The organism is Burkholderia aenigmatica (genome assembly GCF_902499175.1).
Classification (GTDB): Bacteria; Pseudomonadota; Gammaproteobacteria; order Burkholderiales; family Burkholderiaceae; genus Burkholderia; species Burkholderia aenigmatica.
This window is the reverse complement of the sequence record NZ_CABVQC010000001.1, coordinates 46,564-62,335: the sequence shown is the minus strand read 5'-3', so window position 1 is coordinate 62,335 and position 15,772 is coordinate 46,564. Positions and strand designations below refer to the sequence as shown.

Annotated in this window: 15 protein-coding genes and 1 pseudogene; 10 read left to right on the top strand and 6 right to left on the bottom strand. The window is 59.9% G+C overall.

Annotated features, from left to right (window positions below):
* The first annotated feature begins 181 nt into the window (after window positions 1–181).
* A complete protein-coding gene (locus BDO18943_RS00295) occupies window positions 182–1,639 on the top strand; it encodes a DEAD/DEAH box helicase (RefSeq protein WP_175020707.1) in 1,458 nt (485 codons plus the stop codon).
* Between the two features lie 173 nt (window positions 1,640–1,812).
* Here the strand turns inward: BDO18943_RS00295 and BDO18943_RS00290 are convergent, their stop codons facing one another.
* Window positions 1,813–2,712, bottom strand: coding sequence for a DapH/DapD/GlmU-related protein (locus tag BDO18943_RS00290; protein WP_175020706.1), 900 nt, complete (start codon window positions 2,710–2,712; stop codon window positions 1,813–1,815).
* Between the two features lie 441 nt (window positions 2,713–3,153).
* Window positions 3,154–4,389, bottom strand: a complete 1,236-nt coding sequence (gene thrS, locus BDO18943_RS00285; protein ID WP_175020705.1) for a threonine--tRNA ligase — start codon at window positions 4,387–4,389, stop codon at window positions 3,154–3,156.
* Between the two features lie 646 nt (window positions 4,390–5,035).
* Here thrS and BDO18943_RS00280 point away from each other — a divergent pair.
* A complete protein-coding gene (locus BDO18943_RS00280; RefSeq protein WP_175020942.1) occupies window positions 5,036–5,635 on the top strand; it encodes a DJ-1/PfpI family protein in 600 nt (199 codons plus the stop codon).
* 10 nt (window positions 5,636–5,645) lie between these two features.
* Here the strand turns inward: BDO18943_RS00280 and BDO18943_RS00275 are convergent, their stop codons facing one another.
* From BDO18943_RS00275 to BDO18943_RS00265, 3 genes are all read right to left on the bottom strand, one after another.
* Window positions 5,646–5,963 carry a hypothetical protein gene (locus BDO18943_RS00275; RefSeq protein ID WP_143331122.1) on the bottom strand — a complete coding sequence of 106 codons (318 nt, stop codon included), beginning with the start codon at window positions 5,961–5,963 and terminating at the stop codon, window positions 5,646–5,648.
* Between the two features lie 269 nt (window positions 5,964–6,232).
* Window positions 6,233–7,258: a phosphate ABC transporter substrate-binding protein PstS gene (gene pstS, locus BDO18943_RS00270; RefSeq protein WP_175020704.1), complete on the bottom strand. Its 1,026-nt coding sequence runs from the start codon at window positions 7,256–7,258 to the stop codon at window positions 6,233–6,235.
* A gap of 399 nt (window positions 7,259–7,657) precedes the next feature.
* Window positions 7,658–7,873: a hypothetical protein gene (locus BDO18943_RS00265; protein ID WP_175020703.1), complete on the bottom strand. Its 216-nt coding sequence runs from the start codon at window positions 7,871–7,873 to the stop codon at window positions 7,658–7,660.
* A 200-nt stretch (window positions 7,874–8,073) separates the two neighbouring features.
* Here BDO18943_RS00265 and BDO18943_RS00260 point away from each other — a divergent pair, with 200 nt between their 5' ends.
* The 8 genes and pseudogenes from BDO18943_RS00260 (at window position 8,074) to BDO18943_RS00230 (ending at window position 14,497) form a co-directional block, all read left to right on the top strand.
* Window positions 8,074–8,388 (top strand): hypothetical protein, encoded by a 315-nt coding sequence (locus BDO18943_RS00260; RefSeq protein WP_175020702.1) that lies wholly within the window; start codon window positions 8,074–8,076, stop codon window positions 8,386–8,388.
* Window positions 8,389–8,658: 270 nt separating this feature from the next.
* Window positions 8,659–9,186 carry a bleomycin resistance protein gene (locus BDO18943_RS00255; protein ID WP_235995715.1) on the top strand — a complete coding sequence of 176 codons (528 nt, stop codon included), beginning with the start codon at window positions 8,659–8,661 and terminating at the stop codon, window positions 9,184–9,186.
* A 189-nt stretch (window positions 9,187–9,375) separates the two neighbouring features.
* Window positions 9,376–9,626 (top strand): annotated as a pseudogene (locus tag BDO18943_RS43195) (IS30 family transposase); the annotation flags it as partial.
* Between the two features lie 175 nt (window positions 9,627–9,801).
* A complete protein-coding gene (locus tag BDO18943_RS00250) occupies window positions 9,802–10,011 on the top strand; it encodes a hypothetical protein (protein WP_175020701.1) in 210 nt (69 codons plus the stop codon).
* 66 nt (window positions 10,012–10,077) lie between these two features.
* Complete coding sequence (locus BDO18943_RS00245) at window positions 10,078–11,490, top strand: coproporphyrinogen-III oxidase family protein (RefSeq protein ID WP_175020700.1); 1,413 nt, start codon at window positions 10,078–10,080, stop codon at window positions 11,488–11,490.
* Window positions 11,491–11,508: 18 nt separating this feature from the next.
* Window positions 11,509–12,723 carry an MFS transporter gene (locus tag BDO18943_RS00240; RefSeq protein WP_175020699.1) on the top strand — a complete coding sequence of 405 codons (1,215 nt, stop codon included), beginning with the start codon at window positions 11,509–11,511 and terminating at the stop codon, window positions 12,721–12,723.
* Window positions 12,724–13,098, top strand: coding sequence for an adenosylmethionine decarboxylase (gene speD, locus BDO18943_RS00235; RefSeq protein ID WP_175020698.1), 375 nt, complete (start codon window positions 12,724–12,726; stop codon window positions 13,096–13,098).
* A 241-nt stretch (window positions 13,099–13,339) separates the two neighbouring features.
* Window positions 13,340–14,497 carry a cytochrome P450 gene (locus BDO18943_RS00230; protein WP_175020697.1) on the top strand — a complete coding sequence of 386 codons (1,158 nt, stop codon included), beginning with the start codon at window positions 13,340–13,342 and terminating at the stop codon, window positions 14,495–14,497.
* A 580-nt stretch (window positions 14,498–15,077) separates the two neighbouring features.
* On the opposite strand, the gene BDO18943_RS00225 is transcribed toward BDO18943_RS00230, so the two are convergent.
* A complete protein-coding gene (locus tag BDO18943_RS00225) occupies window positions 15,078–15,689 on the bottom strand; it encodes a GNAT family N-acetyltransferase (protein WP_175020696.1) in 612 nt (203 codons plus the stop codon).
* Window positions 15,690–15,772 lie beyond the last annotated feature (83 nt).

The following is a 15,772-nucleotide window of genomic DNA, read 5'->3' as shown; positions in this document are numbered from 1 at the left end:
TCGAGCGGCTCCTCCGAGGGGCGATTGGGTGCCGGAAAATGGGCTGGATCGGGTTGCTTTGCGTCAGCGGCTGCTTCCGGTTGACCGTATCTGCCCCCCGCCGGCGGCGTCCAGCCAGGCGCGGCGGGCCTTGATCCGCCCGGCAACCGCTAGAATTGCGGTTTTAGTCCGGAATACGTCCATGTCTTTTGCCTCGCTCGGCCTGATCGATCCCTTGCTGCGTAATCTGCAGGACCTCAATTACCAGGCCCCTACGCCGGTGCAGGCCAAGGCGATTCCTGCCGTGCTCGGTGGCAAGGACGTGATGGCGGCGGCCCAGACCGGCACCGGCAAGACGGCGGGTTTTGCGCTGCCGCTGTTGCAACGGCTGGTGCAACACGGCCCGGCGGTGTCCAGCAACCGCGCGCGCGTGCTGGTGCTGGTGCCCACGCGTGAGCTGGCCGAACAAGTGCTGCAAAGCTTCATCGCTTACGGCCAAGGCCTCGACTTGCGATATCTGGCGGCCTACGGCGGCGTGAGCATCAACCCGCAGATGATGAAGTTGCGCAAGGGCGTGGATGTGCTCGTGGCCACGCCGGGCCGTTTGCTGGATCTCAACCGCCAGAACGCGGTGCAGTTCGATCAAGTACAAACGCTGGTGCTGGACGAAGCCGACCGCATGCTGGATCTCGGCTTTGCGCGCGAACTCAACGCCGTCTTTGCCGCGTTGCCCGCGCAGCGCCAGACCCTGCTGTTTTCGGCCACGTTTACCGACGATATCCGCGCGATGGCGGCGAGCATTCTGCGTGGCCCGGTCAATATCAGCGTCAGCCCGCCCAATGCCACGGCCAGCAAGATCAAGCAGTGGGTCGTACCGGTCGACAAGCGGAACAAGCCCGACCTGTTCATGCACCTCGTGGCCGAGAACAAGTGGGAGCATGCACTGGTGTTCGTCAAGACCCGCAATGGCGTGGATTACCTGGCGGCCATGCTGGACGAAGCGGGCTATGCGGTCGACACCATCCACGGCGACAAACCGCAACCCGCGCGCCTGCGTGCGCTGGAACGCTTCAAGACGGGCGAAGTCCAGATGCTGGTCGCCACCGACGTGGCAGCGCGCGGGCTGGATATCGACGACCTGCCGCTGGTGATCAACGTGGATTTGCCGATCGTGGCGCAGGACTATGTGCACCGTATCGGCCGTACCGGCCGCGCAGGCGCCAGCGGTGTGGCGGTGTCCCTGGTGTGCGCCGACGAAGCGCCGCAACTGGCCGCGATCGAAGCGCTGATCCGGCAAACGCTGCGGCGCGAAGAAGAGCCGGGTTTCGAGGCCGAACACCGTGTGCCGGAAACCAGCGCGACGGGCCAGATCATCAAGAAACCCAAAAAGCCCAAGAAGCCCAAAGTGCCGCAAGCTGCGTCGGGTGCCATGCCGGTGCCTGCCAAAAAGCCGCGCCCGCAAAGCGGCGAGAACAAGCGCAAGCCTGCGGCGCAGCGGGCCGGGGCTGCGGGTAAGGGCGCGAGCTTGTCCAGTGGCAGTCCATTCAGCGCGCAGAAGCCGCGCAGCAAGCCTGCCGGCAAGCCCACTAGCAAGCCCGCTGCGGGTTCGCGCAAGCCGGCCGGCAAACCCGCCGGCGGTCGCGGCAAGCGCCAGCCTTGATTTGTGGAAGAGTCATGCCAGCCATGGAACATGGCTGGCGGTTCGGGGCCCGCAGGCGGCTTCAAGGATGCTGCATGCCGTCACGAGCGGCCGTTCGAGCACGCTAGCGTAAGGCGGTCACCCCCGATCGCGGGCGAGGAGCTTGCGGCGCATGAAAGCGGCTGAGGCTGCACTCAATCGTTGGTGTGCAGGTTCGTATTCAGCCCACCCCAGCGGGAGGCGTCCGTCGGAAGTGCCTCGACCGCACCGGTCTGACTGTTTCGACGAAACAGCCAGCCGGATTGACCGGATAGCTGTCTTGCCGGCACGACGGTGCCATCGGGCATCTTCACTTTCGTACCCGCGGTGACGTAAAGACCGGCTTCGACAATGCACTCGTCTCCGAGTGAAATGCCTATGCCTGCGTTCGCGCCGAGCAGGCTGCGCTCCCCGATGGCGTTCTTGCTCTTGCCTCCGCCCGACAGCGTTCCCATGATCGACGAGCCAGCGCCGACGTCCGAATTTTTGCCGACCGTCACACCCGGTGTCACGCGTCCCTCGATCATCGATTCGCCCAGTGTGCCTGCGTTGAAGTTGACGAAGCCTTCGTGCATGACGGTCGTACCACTTGCCAGGTGGGCGCCGAGTCTCACGCGATCAGCATCGGCGACCCGCACGCCGTCGGGAACGACGTAGTCCGTCATCCGGGGGAATTTGTCTACGGAGGTCACGGTGAGATGATGATGCTCCGAAGCCAGCCGATCCCTAAGGTCATCTACATTTCCGGGGAACACCGGGCCTGCGGACGTCCAGGCAACATTGGGCAACAGGCCGAAAATGCCGTCGAGATTGATTTCGTTTGGCCTGACCGATCGCTCGGACAGCAGGTGTAACCGCAGATAGGCTTCCTCGGTCGAGACCGGAGGGGCTTCCAATGCCTCGATCACCACGTCGACGAAATCACCCGAAATGAGGCCGACCTTCTCGGCAAGACAACCGCGACGTTTTCCGGTGCCTGAGGCGGGAAACCAGACATCAATGGTCTTGCCCGTGGCCGTGTCACGATATCGGTGGCCAGTTCGATGAATAGCCATGGAGGGTTCCTCTTTGAAAATGCGACGATTGATCTGGAAACACCGGTTGCGAATGCTGTCGCTCGACACCGCCAGCTAGGGGGATCATGGCGGCCGTTTGTTGACGAGCGGTCCTTTAGCGATATTCCTTTGGGGCGGACCGCTCGAGCAAGATCGAAGCCGTGATGGCATCGATTCGCACGGATGCGGTCTCCAAACGAGCTAGGTCAAGCTCGGGACGCACTTCGTCAATGAGCGCGCAATCGATATAGTTCGGGTAACGAAGCTCGATCATAAGCGTTTCGATGTTTGGGCGCTGTCTAGCTGGACGACATGCTGCGATCCTCTTCGCATTCGTGAATACTTCTGCCCATTTCGGCCGGTTGACGTCAACATCAAGATCGTCGGCTCCCGGCCGATTCTGAAAAGGCAGAGCGCAGATCGTGAAGTCGCTTGGTGCGATTATGGCGCCGGTACCTTGGCCTCGCACGATAAAACCGTGATTGCCTCCTCAAGCGGCAACGTAACCTGATCGCCATTGCGGTTGCGGATGCTGACCGTTCCATTCTGTTCGTCGCGTGCCCCTACGGCAATCAAGAACGGAATCTGCAATTTCCGGACGTCAATGATTTTTCGCTCCAGTCGCTCGGCACGGCAGTCAGCAACGACGCGCAGTCCCGCGCTTTCAAGCCTCTGTACCACCCGCATCGCGTAGGGGGCGTGCGCATCGCTGATACTCGCCACGACAATCTGTTCGGGCGCGAGCCATACAGGCAACCACCCGTCGTAGTGTTCAAGCAGTATTGCGATGAAACGCTCCATGCTGCCCAGCACGGCGTGATGCACCATGACCGGCGTCTCTCGTACGTTTTCCGCGTTGATGAAATGCGCGGACAGCCGATCGGGGAGCACGAAGTCCAGCTGAATCGTCCCGCATTGCCATTCCCGGCCGCGACTGTCAGACAGCTTGAATTCGAGCTTGGGTCCATAAAAGGCACCTTCGCCCTCGGACAGTTCGAATTCCAGACCGGCCGCACGAGCCGCGGCCGCGAGCGATGCTTCGGCTTGATCCCACACGGCCTCTTCGCCGGCCCGTTGCATCGGCCGCGTCGCCAGCGCGACCGTGACGGACGAAAATCCAAGGTCCGCATAGACCGCGCTCAGCAACTCGCAAAAGCGGACGACTTCATTTTCGATTTGCGATTGCGTGCAGAACACATGCGCATCGTCTTGCACAAACGCACGCGTGCGCTTGAGTCCTTCCAGCGAGCCAGAGGGTTCGTCGCGGTGACACGCACCGAACTCGCTATAGCGAATCGGCAACTCACGATATGAACGTAGCCCCTGATTGAACACCTGCACATGACATGGGCAACTCATCGGTTTCAGACACAGCGCCAGCGCATCGTCGTGATCGGCGTCGGCCGATGGCTCGATCAACGATCGCTCGGGTAGCGCATACATTTGCGAGCCGAACTTGTCCCAATGCCCACTGCGTTCCCACAACTCGCGAGCCAGTAGTTGCGGCGTGCGGATCTCGCGGAAGCCCGCGCGGCGCATTCGCATTCGCACGTAATCTTCCAGCACGCGGTACAGCGCCCAGCCGCGTGGATGCCAGAAAACCATACCCGGACCTTCCTGCTGCTGATGGAACAGGCCGAGTTTGCTCCCGAGAATGCGATGATCGCTGTCGTTCATGATGACTCCGTGTTGGTATGTGCTGACAACACACGGAGCGCCATAAACGCCAAGGGCCCCGTCCGTTGCCGGCGGGGCCCTTGAAGGTATGCAACTGCCGAAACTACCGCGCGCACCCTCCAGACGACCCGCCGTTACCGGTGGTCGTCGTGGTGGTGATGCTCGCGAGGGAAATAAATTGGCGTTGCATGAATCCACGATAAATCAAGTGAGCAGGTCGCGTCAATTGTATGGAGATCATTGACTCGGTAAATCAGCGCGACGATGACATCTTCAAATGCATGCGAGCGGCTGCTTCTGGACGTGCGGGAACGACCGAATCCGGATGTGTCGAATGCTTCCTCGGGGTCATTTCCCCAAAGAGCGCCACTAGATCCACGCGTAGCTTTCGTGGACGGGCATTATCAAATAGAGCGACTGTTGCATCAGTGGCGCGGCGTTCGCGGATGCTGCAGCAGGTTGCGTGCGCACGTGACCGGGAAAAATTGCGTTGTGCGCCAAAGTCGACAGTCGTGCTGACGTGAGTGCGCGAACTACGCCTTCTGACCAGGTTTCAGTGGTCGCAACGACAAGTTTTCGGCACGGAAGCGACGTTCATCACGGTGATCTGGCAATATGCGTCGACAGACTTCAGACAGGGCGCCCCATGCACATCGCGATTCTGACGTTCCAGGGCTTCAACGAACTCGATTCCCTCATCGCACTTGGCGTGCTCAATCGAATCAAGAAGCCCGACTGGCGGGTAACGCTTGCCTGCCCGGAGCATTTCGTCACGTCGATGAATGGTGTGACCGTGCAGGCGCAGTCGACGTTGGCGGATGCCTGCGCGGCGGATGCCGTCATCGTCGGGAGCGGCATTCAAACCCGGGAGGTCGTCAACGACGCCACGCTGATGGGGCAATTGAATCTCGATCCTGCCCGGCAACTGATTGGTGCCCAATGTTCGGGCACGCTGGTTCTAGCAAAGCTCGGCTTCCTCGGCAACATCCCGGCCTGCACGGATCTCACGACCAAACCCTGGGTAGTCGAGGCGGGCGTCGACGTCCTCAATCAGCCATTCTTCGCGCAAGGTAACGTCGCAACCGCAGGTGGCTGCTTTGCTTCGCCGTATCTGGCCGCATGGATCATTGCGCGCACGGAAGGCGAGGAAGCCGCGCGGAGCGCACTGCACTACGTTGCGCCGGTCGGCGAGAAGGACGAGTACGTTTCCCGTGCGCTCGCGAACATCACGCCTTACCTGCCGTAGCCGTAGCGCACTAAAAGAGGGCGCCGCCTCCATTGCAGTGAGCCGGGTTCGGTAGTATCGCCGTGTTCCCGATCGCGGCTTCTCCGGCGCGCGCGGTTGCCACGTCGTTGGGCTGACGTGTGGAAGTGGGGGCGAGAATGTTCGATGCCCCGTTCAGGCAGAGCCATTCGGTGGCGCCGGCTTGCAAGGGGTCGAACTCCAGCAGCCAGTTCGTCTTGCAAAGACGGCAGCGATACTGCCGCACGACGATTGCCGGGCGTCCCAGCGGCCGTAACTTCGTCGGCTTGTGCAATTCCACCAGTTCGCCATGGGCGACAGGATCGGACATCGTGCGCATGTTCGTGCAGGCTTCACAAGGCATGTGCGTCAGCCTTTCAGGAATGCGCCGGCGCGAGGAAGCGTCTCTTCGCTCATGATTCGAATGATCCGCTGATTGCAACGTGATCGGCGCATCCGGCCCAAGTGCAATTCAAGCGTGCTCATGATCGCGGCGGGCGTCGACTGTCGGCCATATCGAACATGCTGGAAGCTCTTCGGAGGGACGATCGCCTTCGCCGCAGTGCGACGGTGGGCGAGGGCGCGTCCCACCTGACGCACTCAGTTTGCAATCGCCTTACCGGCGGCGTCCTTGATTTTCGCTTTCCATTGCTTGCGGATTTCGGACACCACCGAATCGGGAAGCGAGATGTAGTCCAGCTCCGTGGCGGCCTGGTTGCCGTTGTGGAATGCCCAGTCGAAGAACTTGAGCGTTTCCGCCCCTTGTGCGGGCTTGTCCTGCTTCGCGTACAGCAGCACGAACGTCGCGCCGACGACCGGCCATGCGTCCTTGCCCGGCTCGTCCGTCAGGATCTGGTAGAACGACTTCGACCAGTTCGCGCCTGCAGCCGCGGCCTTGAACGTTTCGGTCTTCGGCTCGACCACCGTGCCCGTCGAGTTCTTCAGCGCGGTGTAGACCATGTTGTTCTTCTTCGCGTACGCCCATTCGACGTAGCCGATTGCACCCGGCAGGCGCTGTACGAAGGCGGCCACGCCGTCGTTGCCCTTGCCGCCCGTGCCCGTCGGCCAGTTGACCGTCGTGCCTTCGCCGACCTTCGACTTCCATTCGCCGTTGACCTTCGACAGGTAGTTCGTCCAGATGAAGCTGGTGCCCGAGCCGTCAGCACGGCGAACCACGGCGATGTCGGTGTCCGATAGCTTGACCTTCGGGTTCAGTGCGGCGATCGCCGGGTCGTTCCATTTCTTGATCTTGCCGAGGTAGATGTCGCCGAGCACCGGGCCCGACAGCGTCAACTCGCCAGCCTTCACGCCCGGCACGTTGACGACCGGCACCACGCCGCCGACCACCGTCGGGAACTGGAACAGGCCGGTCTTCGCGAGTTCGTCATCCTTCAACGGAGCGTCCGAACCGGCAAAGTCCACCGTCTTCGCGTTGATCTGCTTCAGACCGCCCGATGACCCGATGCCTTGATAGTTGACCTTGCCACCGCCCGACTTCTTGTACGCATCGGCCCACTTTGCGTAAATCGGTGCGGCAAAGGTGCTGCCTGCGCCGGTGATATCTGCGGCTTGAGCACTGAGAGCAACAAGAAATACGGTGCAGGGAACCAAGATCCGGATGTTCATGTAACGCCTCCTGTCTGCTGTCGGCAAGCTGGCCTCGGTTGAGAAGTCTGACTTGTCGAGTGGGATCTGCCGGTCGTCTTTCGTCAATGTCGGACGGTTGACCGTGGCCGCGATCTTCTCTCGATTGCTTTCAAACACGGTGAGCAATTGCGTAGGTGTGGCAGTCGGTGCGCCGCGCTTTTCTCGGATGACGTCCGCTGCGAGCTTGATTGCAACGTTCCCCCAGCCGGGGCCAAAGGTGGAGAGCGGCCGGCCTGGATCGTCACTGACGATCGGGTAAGTCAGACAAGTAGCGGAGTCCGTCATCGTGCGCGGTACGTGGTCTCGCATCGAAGGGAAATACGAGTATTGCATCTGCCTGTGAAAACTCAAGGACAGTGCAATGGCTCGATTCGCCTTTCAATGCATGTCACTTGCGACGATGGAGGCCAACGCCCGATCGCCGTCACGTTGGGCCGTGTCTTCAGTGGAAAAGATGTGGTGACTGAATGCGATCAGTTTGAAGCCGGATCCTGCGGAGCGAGGAACCGTGATGCCCCAGTGCCAGCCTCCATCCTGCTGGAACACGTGGAGGGCGGGAGGCGCTGGGCTCAGTGCGGGTGAAGAAGTCGTCATGGCGTGCTCTCCCGTCATGGGGCGACTGCAGGGCAACTACATTGAATGCGAATCCAGTCTACGGACACTTTTGCTGCGGCGCAATATGCGGATTTCGTGAAAGCGCCGATGTGCCGAACGCCACAATTTTGAAATACAAATATGCAGGGTCAGAGATGGCTGGCATATTGATGTGACGATTAAGATTTCCCGGAGGCTTCATGGATCGCAGTTCGCTTGTATGGGCAGGGGTGCCGCATAACAGCGATGGCGTCGTGTTTCAGATTCGGGTCGGCCGCGGGCTTCAGCGTTTTCATATTTCCCGGTTGATTCTCGAGAAAGCGTGCGAGCTCGAGCGACTGGCATCTGACGCGCGACAACTCGAGTGCTTTTACGAGCACTTGGCGCCGATCCTGGCAGTCGCGCGGAAGACGCGCTCCAGTGCGAAGGCCGATACGGTGTCGCTGAATGTTTCCGATTTTGTTCGAACGGGCAACGTGCGGGTCGAGCGGGGTTCTTGGGTGGTGATGCGATGAGCACTGCAGGGAGGATGAGAGGGCGGCCTGCCCGGCGACTGTGCGTAACTTCTCGTGTTGGGTGTTGTCAGGGACGGTGCAGGTCGCGCAGCATCGTCGGGGTGACGTTTGCAGGTGATGCGGTGGGTCAGGTGTTCACGCGACTGGAGAAATTTCATTTGCAGTCCGAATTTGCATGGGTCCGGAGCCGAACTGTTCGATATTCGCCTTCCAGCCGGTTTTTGCCGATGGCGGGCGATCGCTACCGGCCGTGAACGGTCAGTCGCCATCGTGAGTCAGATCGACGCCAGTCAAGGTCTTGGCGCGAATGCACTTGTCCATCTGCAAACGGATTCCATCCTATCAAGAGAGGTCGCTATGTTGCACCGACAACCATTAGTACCTGAACTGGTTGTTCTAGATTTTGCCAAGAGCTTGTCTTTCTGGACCGGACTCATTGGCTTCGACATCTTGTACGATCGTCCCGAGGACAAGTTTGCCTACCTCGATCTTCACGGAGCTCAGGTTATGCTTGAAGAGCTCGACGACGAAGCTCGCTGGCTCACTGGTGACGTCGAGCCCCCTTTGGGAAGAGGTATCAACTTCTCCATTACATTGCCTTCCATTCAGCCCGCGCGTCAGCGGTTACTTGATGCAGGTTGGGCGTTATTCATGGATGAAGAAGAAAAATGGTACCGATCCCGCGATCGGGAAATTGGACTGAGGCAATTCCTCGTTCAAGATCCGGACGGGTACCTGCTTAGACTGACGAGTGACCTCGGTACAAGACCTCTTGGCTTCGGTGGGATCAATAGCTGAGGTTCCCGCATCTTATCCGGCTTCTCCGGATTGTCGGCACGATTCTCGAACGAAGATTCGATAGTATTCCCGTGCAGTGCGGCGCGGGCATGCCCGCTTCCATGCCAAGTTGTCCGACTGTCCGTAACGGGGGATTCAACCGGTCGATGTAACACACTAGACGCTGCGTAAGCGGTGGAGGTGTTGCAAATGAAACCGCGGCGCAGGATCTGCAACACCGAGCCTCAAAAGGCACTGATGTGGGAACGGTGGCACAAGGGCGACACACTTCATCCAATTGCCCAACTGTTCGATCGCTACCATGCCTCTATTCAGGGGATTATCGCCAGGACTGACGGAATACGGCCGGCGCCTCGACATCGCTCCAGGTTGCCTTGACGCTTGCTGAGCGCGAGGAGAGTTCGCGCGCAGTCGTCGCCGACGGCACGCCACGCGCCTTGCCGAAAGGCGGAGAACCCGCCGTGGTACCGGTCAGTTTGGTGACGCCCCATCACCAGTCATACATTTTTTGGTGTCGTCAAAAAAAGTTTGACTGTCATATTTTCTCCTGATACGTTTCATTCACGTTTCATAAGACAAATAAGCGCTTGCCGATTGGCGTCATGAGGAGGCCTCGTGCCTTCCCGAAACGACGGCAATATCGAGCCGTGTCACGCAGAATCCGCTCCGAGTGAAGCGGGTCTGGTATCGAATGTCGGAATCAATCTGACATCCTCGCAGGAGGCATCCTGTTCTTTTATTTTGGAGTCCAGAATGGAAGACGTGCTCAGCTATTTCGAAACCCAGGAAGTCCAGGCCATGCCGGTGAAGATGGGCGTCTGGTAAGCCAAGATCAGGCGTTGAAAGAGGAGGGGCGCATGCCCCTCCTTCCTGGCAAACACGGGGGGCGACATGAATCTGCTGGCAGGGGCATCGCTAATCAAGTTTGATCGTCAGTTTCCAATCTACAACTTCTTCTTTCCCAATCAGGGAAAGGAACAGTCCGCGGTATCGGCGTCTCGCGTGTGGCATCACGCGCAACAACACGCTCGGTCGCGGGCGCTGTATTTCCACATCCCGTTTTGCGACACGATCTGCAATTTCTGCCCGTTTACCCGCGGAAAGTATTCGGATCGTTCCACCATCGATCAGTACTTCGATGCGCTCCTCACCGAGATCAGGATGAGAGCCGAGTCGGTCGATCTGAAGCACGTTCCGGTGAGCTCAATTTTCTTCGGCGGCGGCACGCCTAGCCTGCTTGATCCTGAGCAGATCAGGCAGATCGGCGAACTGATTCGTGCGACCTTCGATCTGTCGCAGCTGCGTGAATTCTCGTTCGAAGTCGAGGTCAAGAGCCTCACGCCCGAGCGTGCCGCAGCCATGCGAGAAATCGGCGTGACTCACCCGCGCTTTGGCTTGCAGACGTTCTCACCCAGGTGGCGTGAAATATTCGACCTGACCGCGACGCTCGACCAGATCCACGGCGCTGCGACGCTGCTCAAGGAAATGTTTCCGTACCAGACGTTCGATATCCTGTATGGCATGAGCGGGCAGGACGAGGAAGAACTCATCGTGGATCTTCAGAAAGCCGTCGCGCTCGGTACGACAAACGTCGATATCTACCCGATCGACAATATCGTGACCCAGGTCGGGTTACACAAAAAGCTGTCTGACGAAGGCGCGGCGCCGACATCGGCGATGCGCAAATTCGGGATGAACCTCCTCGTCGACCAGTTCATGCGGCACGCCGGATTCATGCCGCACAACGGCCACGGCTACGTTCGCACACCGGCAACGACCAGCGTCGTGAGCGACGCCTATTCGTTCGTCTATCACGAACATGTGTACGGCTACCACGACCTCGACCTGTTGGGTTTCGGCGTGAACGCGATCAGTTCGACGATGGGACACGTCACGACGAACACGCATAGCAGGAAGGTCTATCAGGAGAAGATCGCCGCCGGCGAGTTTCCCAGTGTGGTCAGCCAGCACGACGTGTCGCTCGACTACGCTCGCCCGCTCGTCCTCCGCCTTCCCTATCACGGAACGATCGAGAAGCAGCGCGTCGTCTGGGACCAGGTTCATCCCGAAGTGCTCGCCAAATTTGACACGCTGAGAGACGAGGGATTCGTCACGGAAGACGATACGTCCATTTCGCTGACCAAGCTCGGTTGGTATTGGTACGTCAATCTCATGTACTTCCTGATGCCAAAGGCAGACCAGCTGTTGATGAACGGCATGGTCGTCGACAAACTCAAGGACCCGGGGCGCCAATTCTCGAAGCGAGAATTGCTGTATCCGATCATTCCTCTGGCGGCGGCGTAGCGAAAGGAGGCAGGACATATGATCGGAATGCTCCGTCGTGAACGGCGATTCTCGGTGTTGCTGGCCGGCAATGCCATGTCCCAAATTGGCGATGGCGTTCACGAGTTCGTATTCGTCATCACGGTGTTGCACGCCGCACACAACAACGTGGCGCTCGCCGGCATCGTCTACTTCTTCCGCTTCATCCCGTATCTGGTGCTCGGGCCGCTCGGCGGCGCATTGTCCGATCGACTGCCTCGCCGCGCGTTGATGGTATTCGCGGATCTCTCCCGTGCCGTCACGACGGGACTATTCTGCGTGCTGCTCGCGATCGATCGTGTCGACCTCGTTTCACTGGGGCTGATCGGCATGGCGATGACCTCTTTCCGCACATTGTTCCAGCCGGCGTTTCAGGGGACGATTCCGGCGATCGTCAAAACCGAGCACCTGCCTGCTGCCAACGGGGCAACGCAAATGGCCGCCGAAATGGGCGGACTCGTCGGGCCCGCTCTCGGCGGCGTCATGCTGGCGACCATTGGCAATCCGGGCTTCGTGTTGATCATCGACGCCGCGACCTATCTGCTGTCGACGCTTTGCGTCTGGTGTGCCATCGCGGCGCACATGCGCGACGATGCTTCGCTTTCCGAGGAGAAACTGACGATCCGGAGTCTCTACGGCGATTTCGGACAGAATCTCAAGGGCGCGTTACAAAAACGCGAATTGTTCGTCACGATTGGATACTCTGCGCTTTGCATTCTGTTCGTCGGTTCGGCCTTGCGCATCCTGATTCCGGCGCTGTTGAAAGGCAACGGCTACTCGGACAGCATGGTCGGTTATGCAATGAGCTTCATCGCGTTCGGCGCACTGGCCGGCGCCGTCGTGTGCAGCAAGGTGATGCGGCGATTCGATACGCGCAATCTGATGCTCTATTGGAGCATGTACGGCATTGCACTCGCGATCCTGCCGGCCTGCGTGGTTAGTACACCGACAATTTTTGCGGGATGCTTCTTGCTGGGCGCGGTAGGCGCCTTCGCCGACGTCATTTTGCCGACCAACATTCAGAATCTCTCGACCGACGCGAACGTCGGCAAGAACTTCAGCCTGTTCTCTACATTGGCGAACACGAGTGAAGCGTTGTCTGGTGGCCTGGCCGGATTGCTGACGCTGATTTCACCTGTTGGTGGCAGTCTTGTGATCACGGGGCTGCTGATTGCGTCGGTCGCCTATCTAGGCAAGATTCGGGTCGAGGTTTGAATGGACGGGCCATCGTATCTGGCTTGCGGTCGCCACGTCTTTGTCGACATATCGGATACCAACCCCGAGGTGCTGAATGATCTGTCGTCGCTCGAACGGGCGTTGACGGAGGCGGCCATCACGGAAGGGGTGACGGTTCTCGGGGTGATCCGGCATGCGTTCCAGCCAAGCGGCGTAACCATCCTTTTGCTCCTCGCCGAGTCCCACGTATCGTTGCACACCTATCCCGAGCAGGGCAAAGCGTTCTTTGATGCGTTCACGTGCGGTGTGCAGTTCGAACCAGCCAATATTTTCCACGGCTTCGCTCGGGCCAGCGCTGTCGGATCCTATCGGATCGTTCAGTGCGAGCGAGGGGATCGGTGCAGCGAGACGTGACGCTCTGGCTGCGGCGTACGACGTATCGCTGTCCGTTGCCGGCTCATCGGCAACGGACACCAGAGGTTTTGTTCACATTCTCACCGGCTGCCCCAGGTGGACCCACGGCACAAACAAGCGTGACGAAGGCGAAATGGCCGCCGGCGAGCGTGTCGTATCGAATGGAGAGCGGGCGAAAATGTTCGATGCGATTGAAGCCGCGTTCGATGAGGCATTCCCGATCCGGATCTGAGGGCATAACGTGCAAGAGCAAACCATTTTGACGGCGCTAAAGAATGGCTTTTACGACTCACGGATCTACTACGAGACGCTACGCTCGTTCGGCGGGGGCCAACGCGTGTTTTTCGACAGGTATCTCGATGGTCACGTCGTTATCGGCTACGAAAATTGCAAGGAAGTGGCCCGGCGCATCGACGAGTTTGGGCGCAGAAGTCTGTCGTTGCCGTCCGACCTTTTTAGCGACAGCAGGCAAGCCCGATCGGGATACGAAGTCATGCAGGCGATGTCCATTTTCTTGCCTGCGGGCTCCGCTTATGCGGCACGACGTCAGCGACTCCTGGAAGCTGTCGGTCACGCCAGGCATGATCCCGGCCTCGATCGTATCCGCGGGGCGGCGTCGAAATCGATTGACCTTCTTCCTGCCGACGAACCGGCCGAGGTGTTCCTGACCTCGTTGCGACCGTTCGTGGCTCGGTGTGCGAATCTTCTCGTGCTGCAAATGGAAGAGGTTCCTGCATACGTCACCGAGGACGCCGTGACCGTCACCTACTTCTTCGACGGGAAAAGGCCCAAGCGAGAAGATCTGATTGCCGCCATGGAGGCAACCGATCGCCTGGCGGACTGGCTGGCGACGGAGCGCGGTTTGTCGCGCTCGAACGACGCAGAGATACTGGCCGATCTCGTCCTGCTCTACGTGGCCGCTCACGAGAGTGTTTCATATCTGCTCTATACCTGCCTGTGCCACCTTTCGATGAGAGAAGACGGCCTCGACGATGCTCTGGTCCCCCGTCTCGCCTCGTTCATCGCCGAGGCCTTGCGGTACGATTCGCCCGTTCAGATAAGCGGTCGCGTCGCGCTCGATGATGCCCGAATCGGTGACTACCTGGTTCGAAAGGGCGAGCATGTCTATCTGCATGTGGGTGCCGCTAACCGGGACGATCAAGTGTTCGCCAACGCTGACGTGTTTGACGAGAACCGGCAACCGATGCATCTTGGATTCGGGTGGGGTCCCACGCGATGCGTCGGGTCGGAATTCGCGGCCGCGTGCGCAACGGAATACCTCACTGCGTTCCTTGCGCGCTTTTCGCGCGTGCATTATCACAACGAGCAGACCCGGTTTGATCATGGCCTGTCCGCGCGTGGATTGAAGGCGGCCAGCTTCTCTCTGGGGCGTCGTTGAGGCGACACCGCAGCCCTCGGAGGGGCGCGTAAAGGGCGTTGTCGCTGGCGGGTCTTGTTGCGACAACACGGCCCACGTCGGCCGCGTCGATCCGCATGCCGCGTATCGGGGTGTGGTCGAATTGACGGATCATGCACGACGCTTCAACACCGCGGCAGCGGTGGCATCGAAAAAATCGTCGATGCACCCCCGTTGCCTGCTTCGCCGCGCGCATGGGCGACTAAAGGATCGATGCACCAGGCTGAATCGGCTGCCCACAAAACATGAGGCTGGAAGTGAGGGCCAAGATCTTCGAGCATGCCGAGTCCAAACTGTCGACATCGGGGCCAGTGGTTATTACGCCACCCGCTATAGCTGTCTGGCGCAAGGGCATATCGGAGCGATGGGTTGCCGAATCCGAATACGGCCGTCCGACTTTGCGCATGCACGCTGGATCCGTGTGACACCCCGGCCAACATGGTCAGGACAAGCACCGTCAGGCGTTTCGCGGACGGTATGAGATGTCGCCGATGCAATGGCGACAGGTGAATGCGGAGTAGGGCGGGCCGGGTTCCGATCCTGGCCCGGCTGATGTCGTCGGCTAGACGGTCTGCAATCGGTATTGCGTCAGTCCGTCATGTTCCATGCGCTCTGTGACCGACAACCCATGGCGTTCATAGAACGGGAGATTGCGCGATTCCCCCGTCTCCAGCGCTATTTTCGCCGTCGGATCGGTGTCGCCAAGATGTGACAACGACGCACGGAGCAGCACCGATCCGATGCCTTCGCCTTGCCGAACCGGGGATACGCCGATGAATTCGATCCGGCTGCACGCCGCGTCCGGCGCACTCGCGGCAGGCGTCGCGCGAAGCAAATCGATCCGGCTCAACGATGACGCGCCGCAACCGATCGCGATGTCGCGCCCCAGCTCCGCCAGCATGCGGGGCGATTCACTGCTGGATGCGGGCGCAAAGTAGCTGACTGCAACGAGATCGTCATTGCGCCACGCGCCCAAAGCCGGCAGGCATGCATCGTAGTGATACTTCAGATAGCGCCCGAGATAGTGGGCGCGGCGCTCGTGGAATCCGGGGTTTTCGGCGAACAGGCACCAGCCAAGCGTCGGGTCCTGCTCGAATGCCGAATCGAGCAACGCCAGCGCTGCTTCGAGAAACCGAGGGGGCAGCGAGGCTACCTTCAATTCTTTACCGTGCATGGTCGAGGCGGCCCGGATGGAAAGTTGCGGGGGGAACGTTCGCGTAACTTGCAGCGTAGCGCACGACTCGGTTCCTCTGCAGG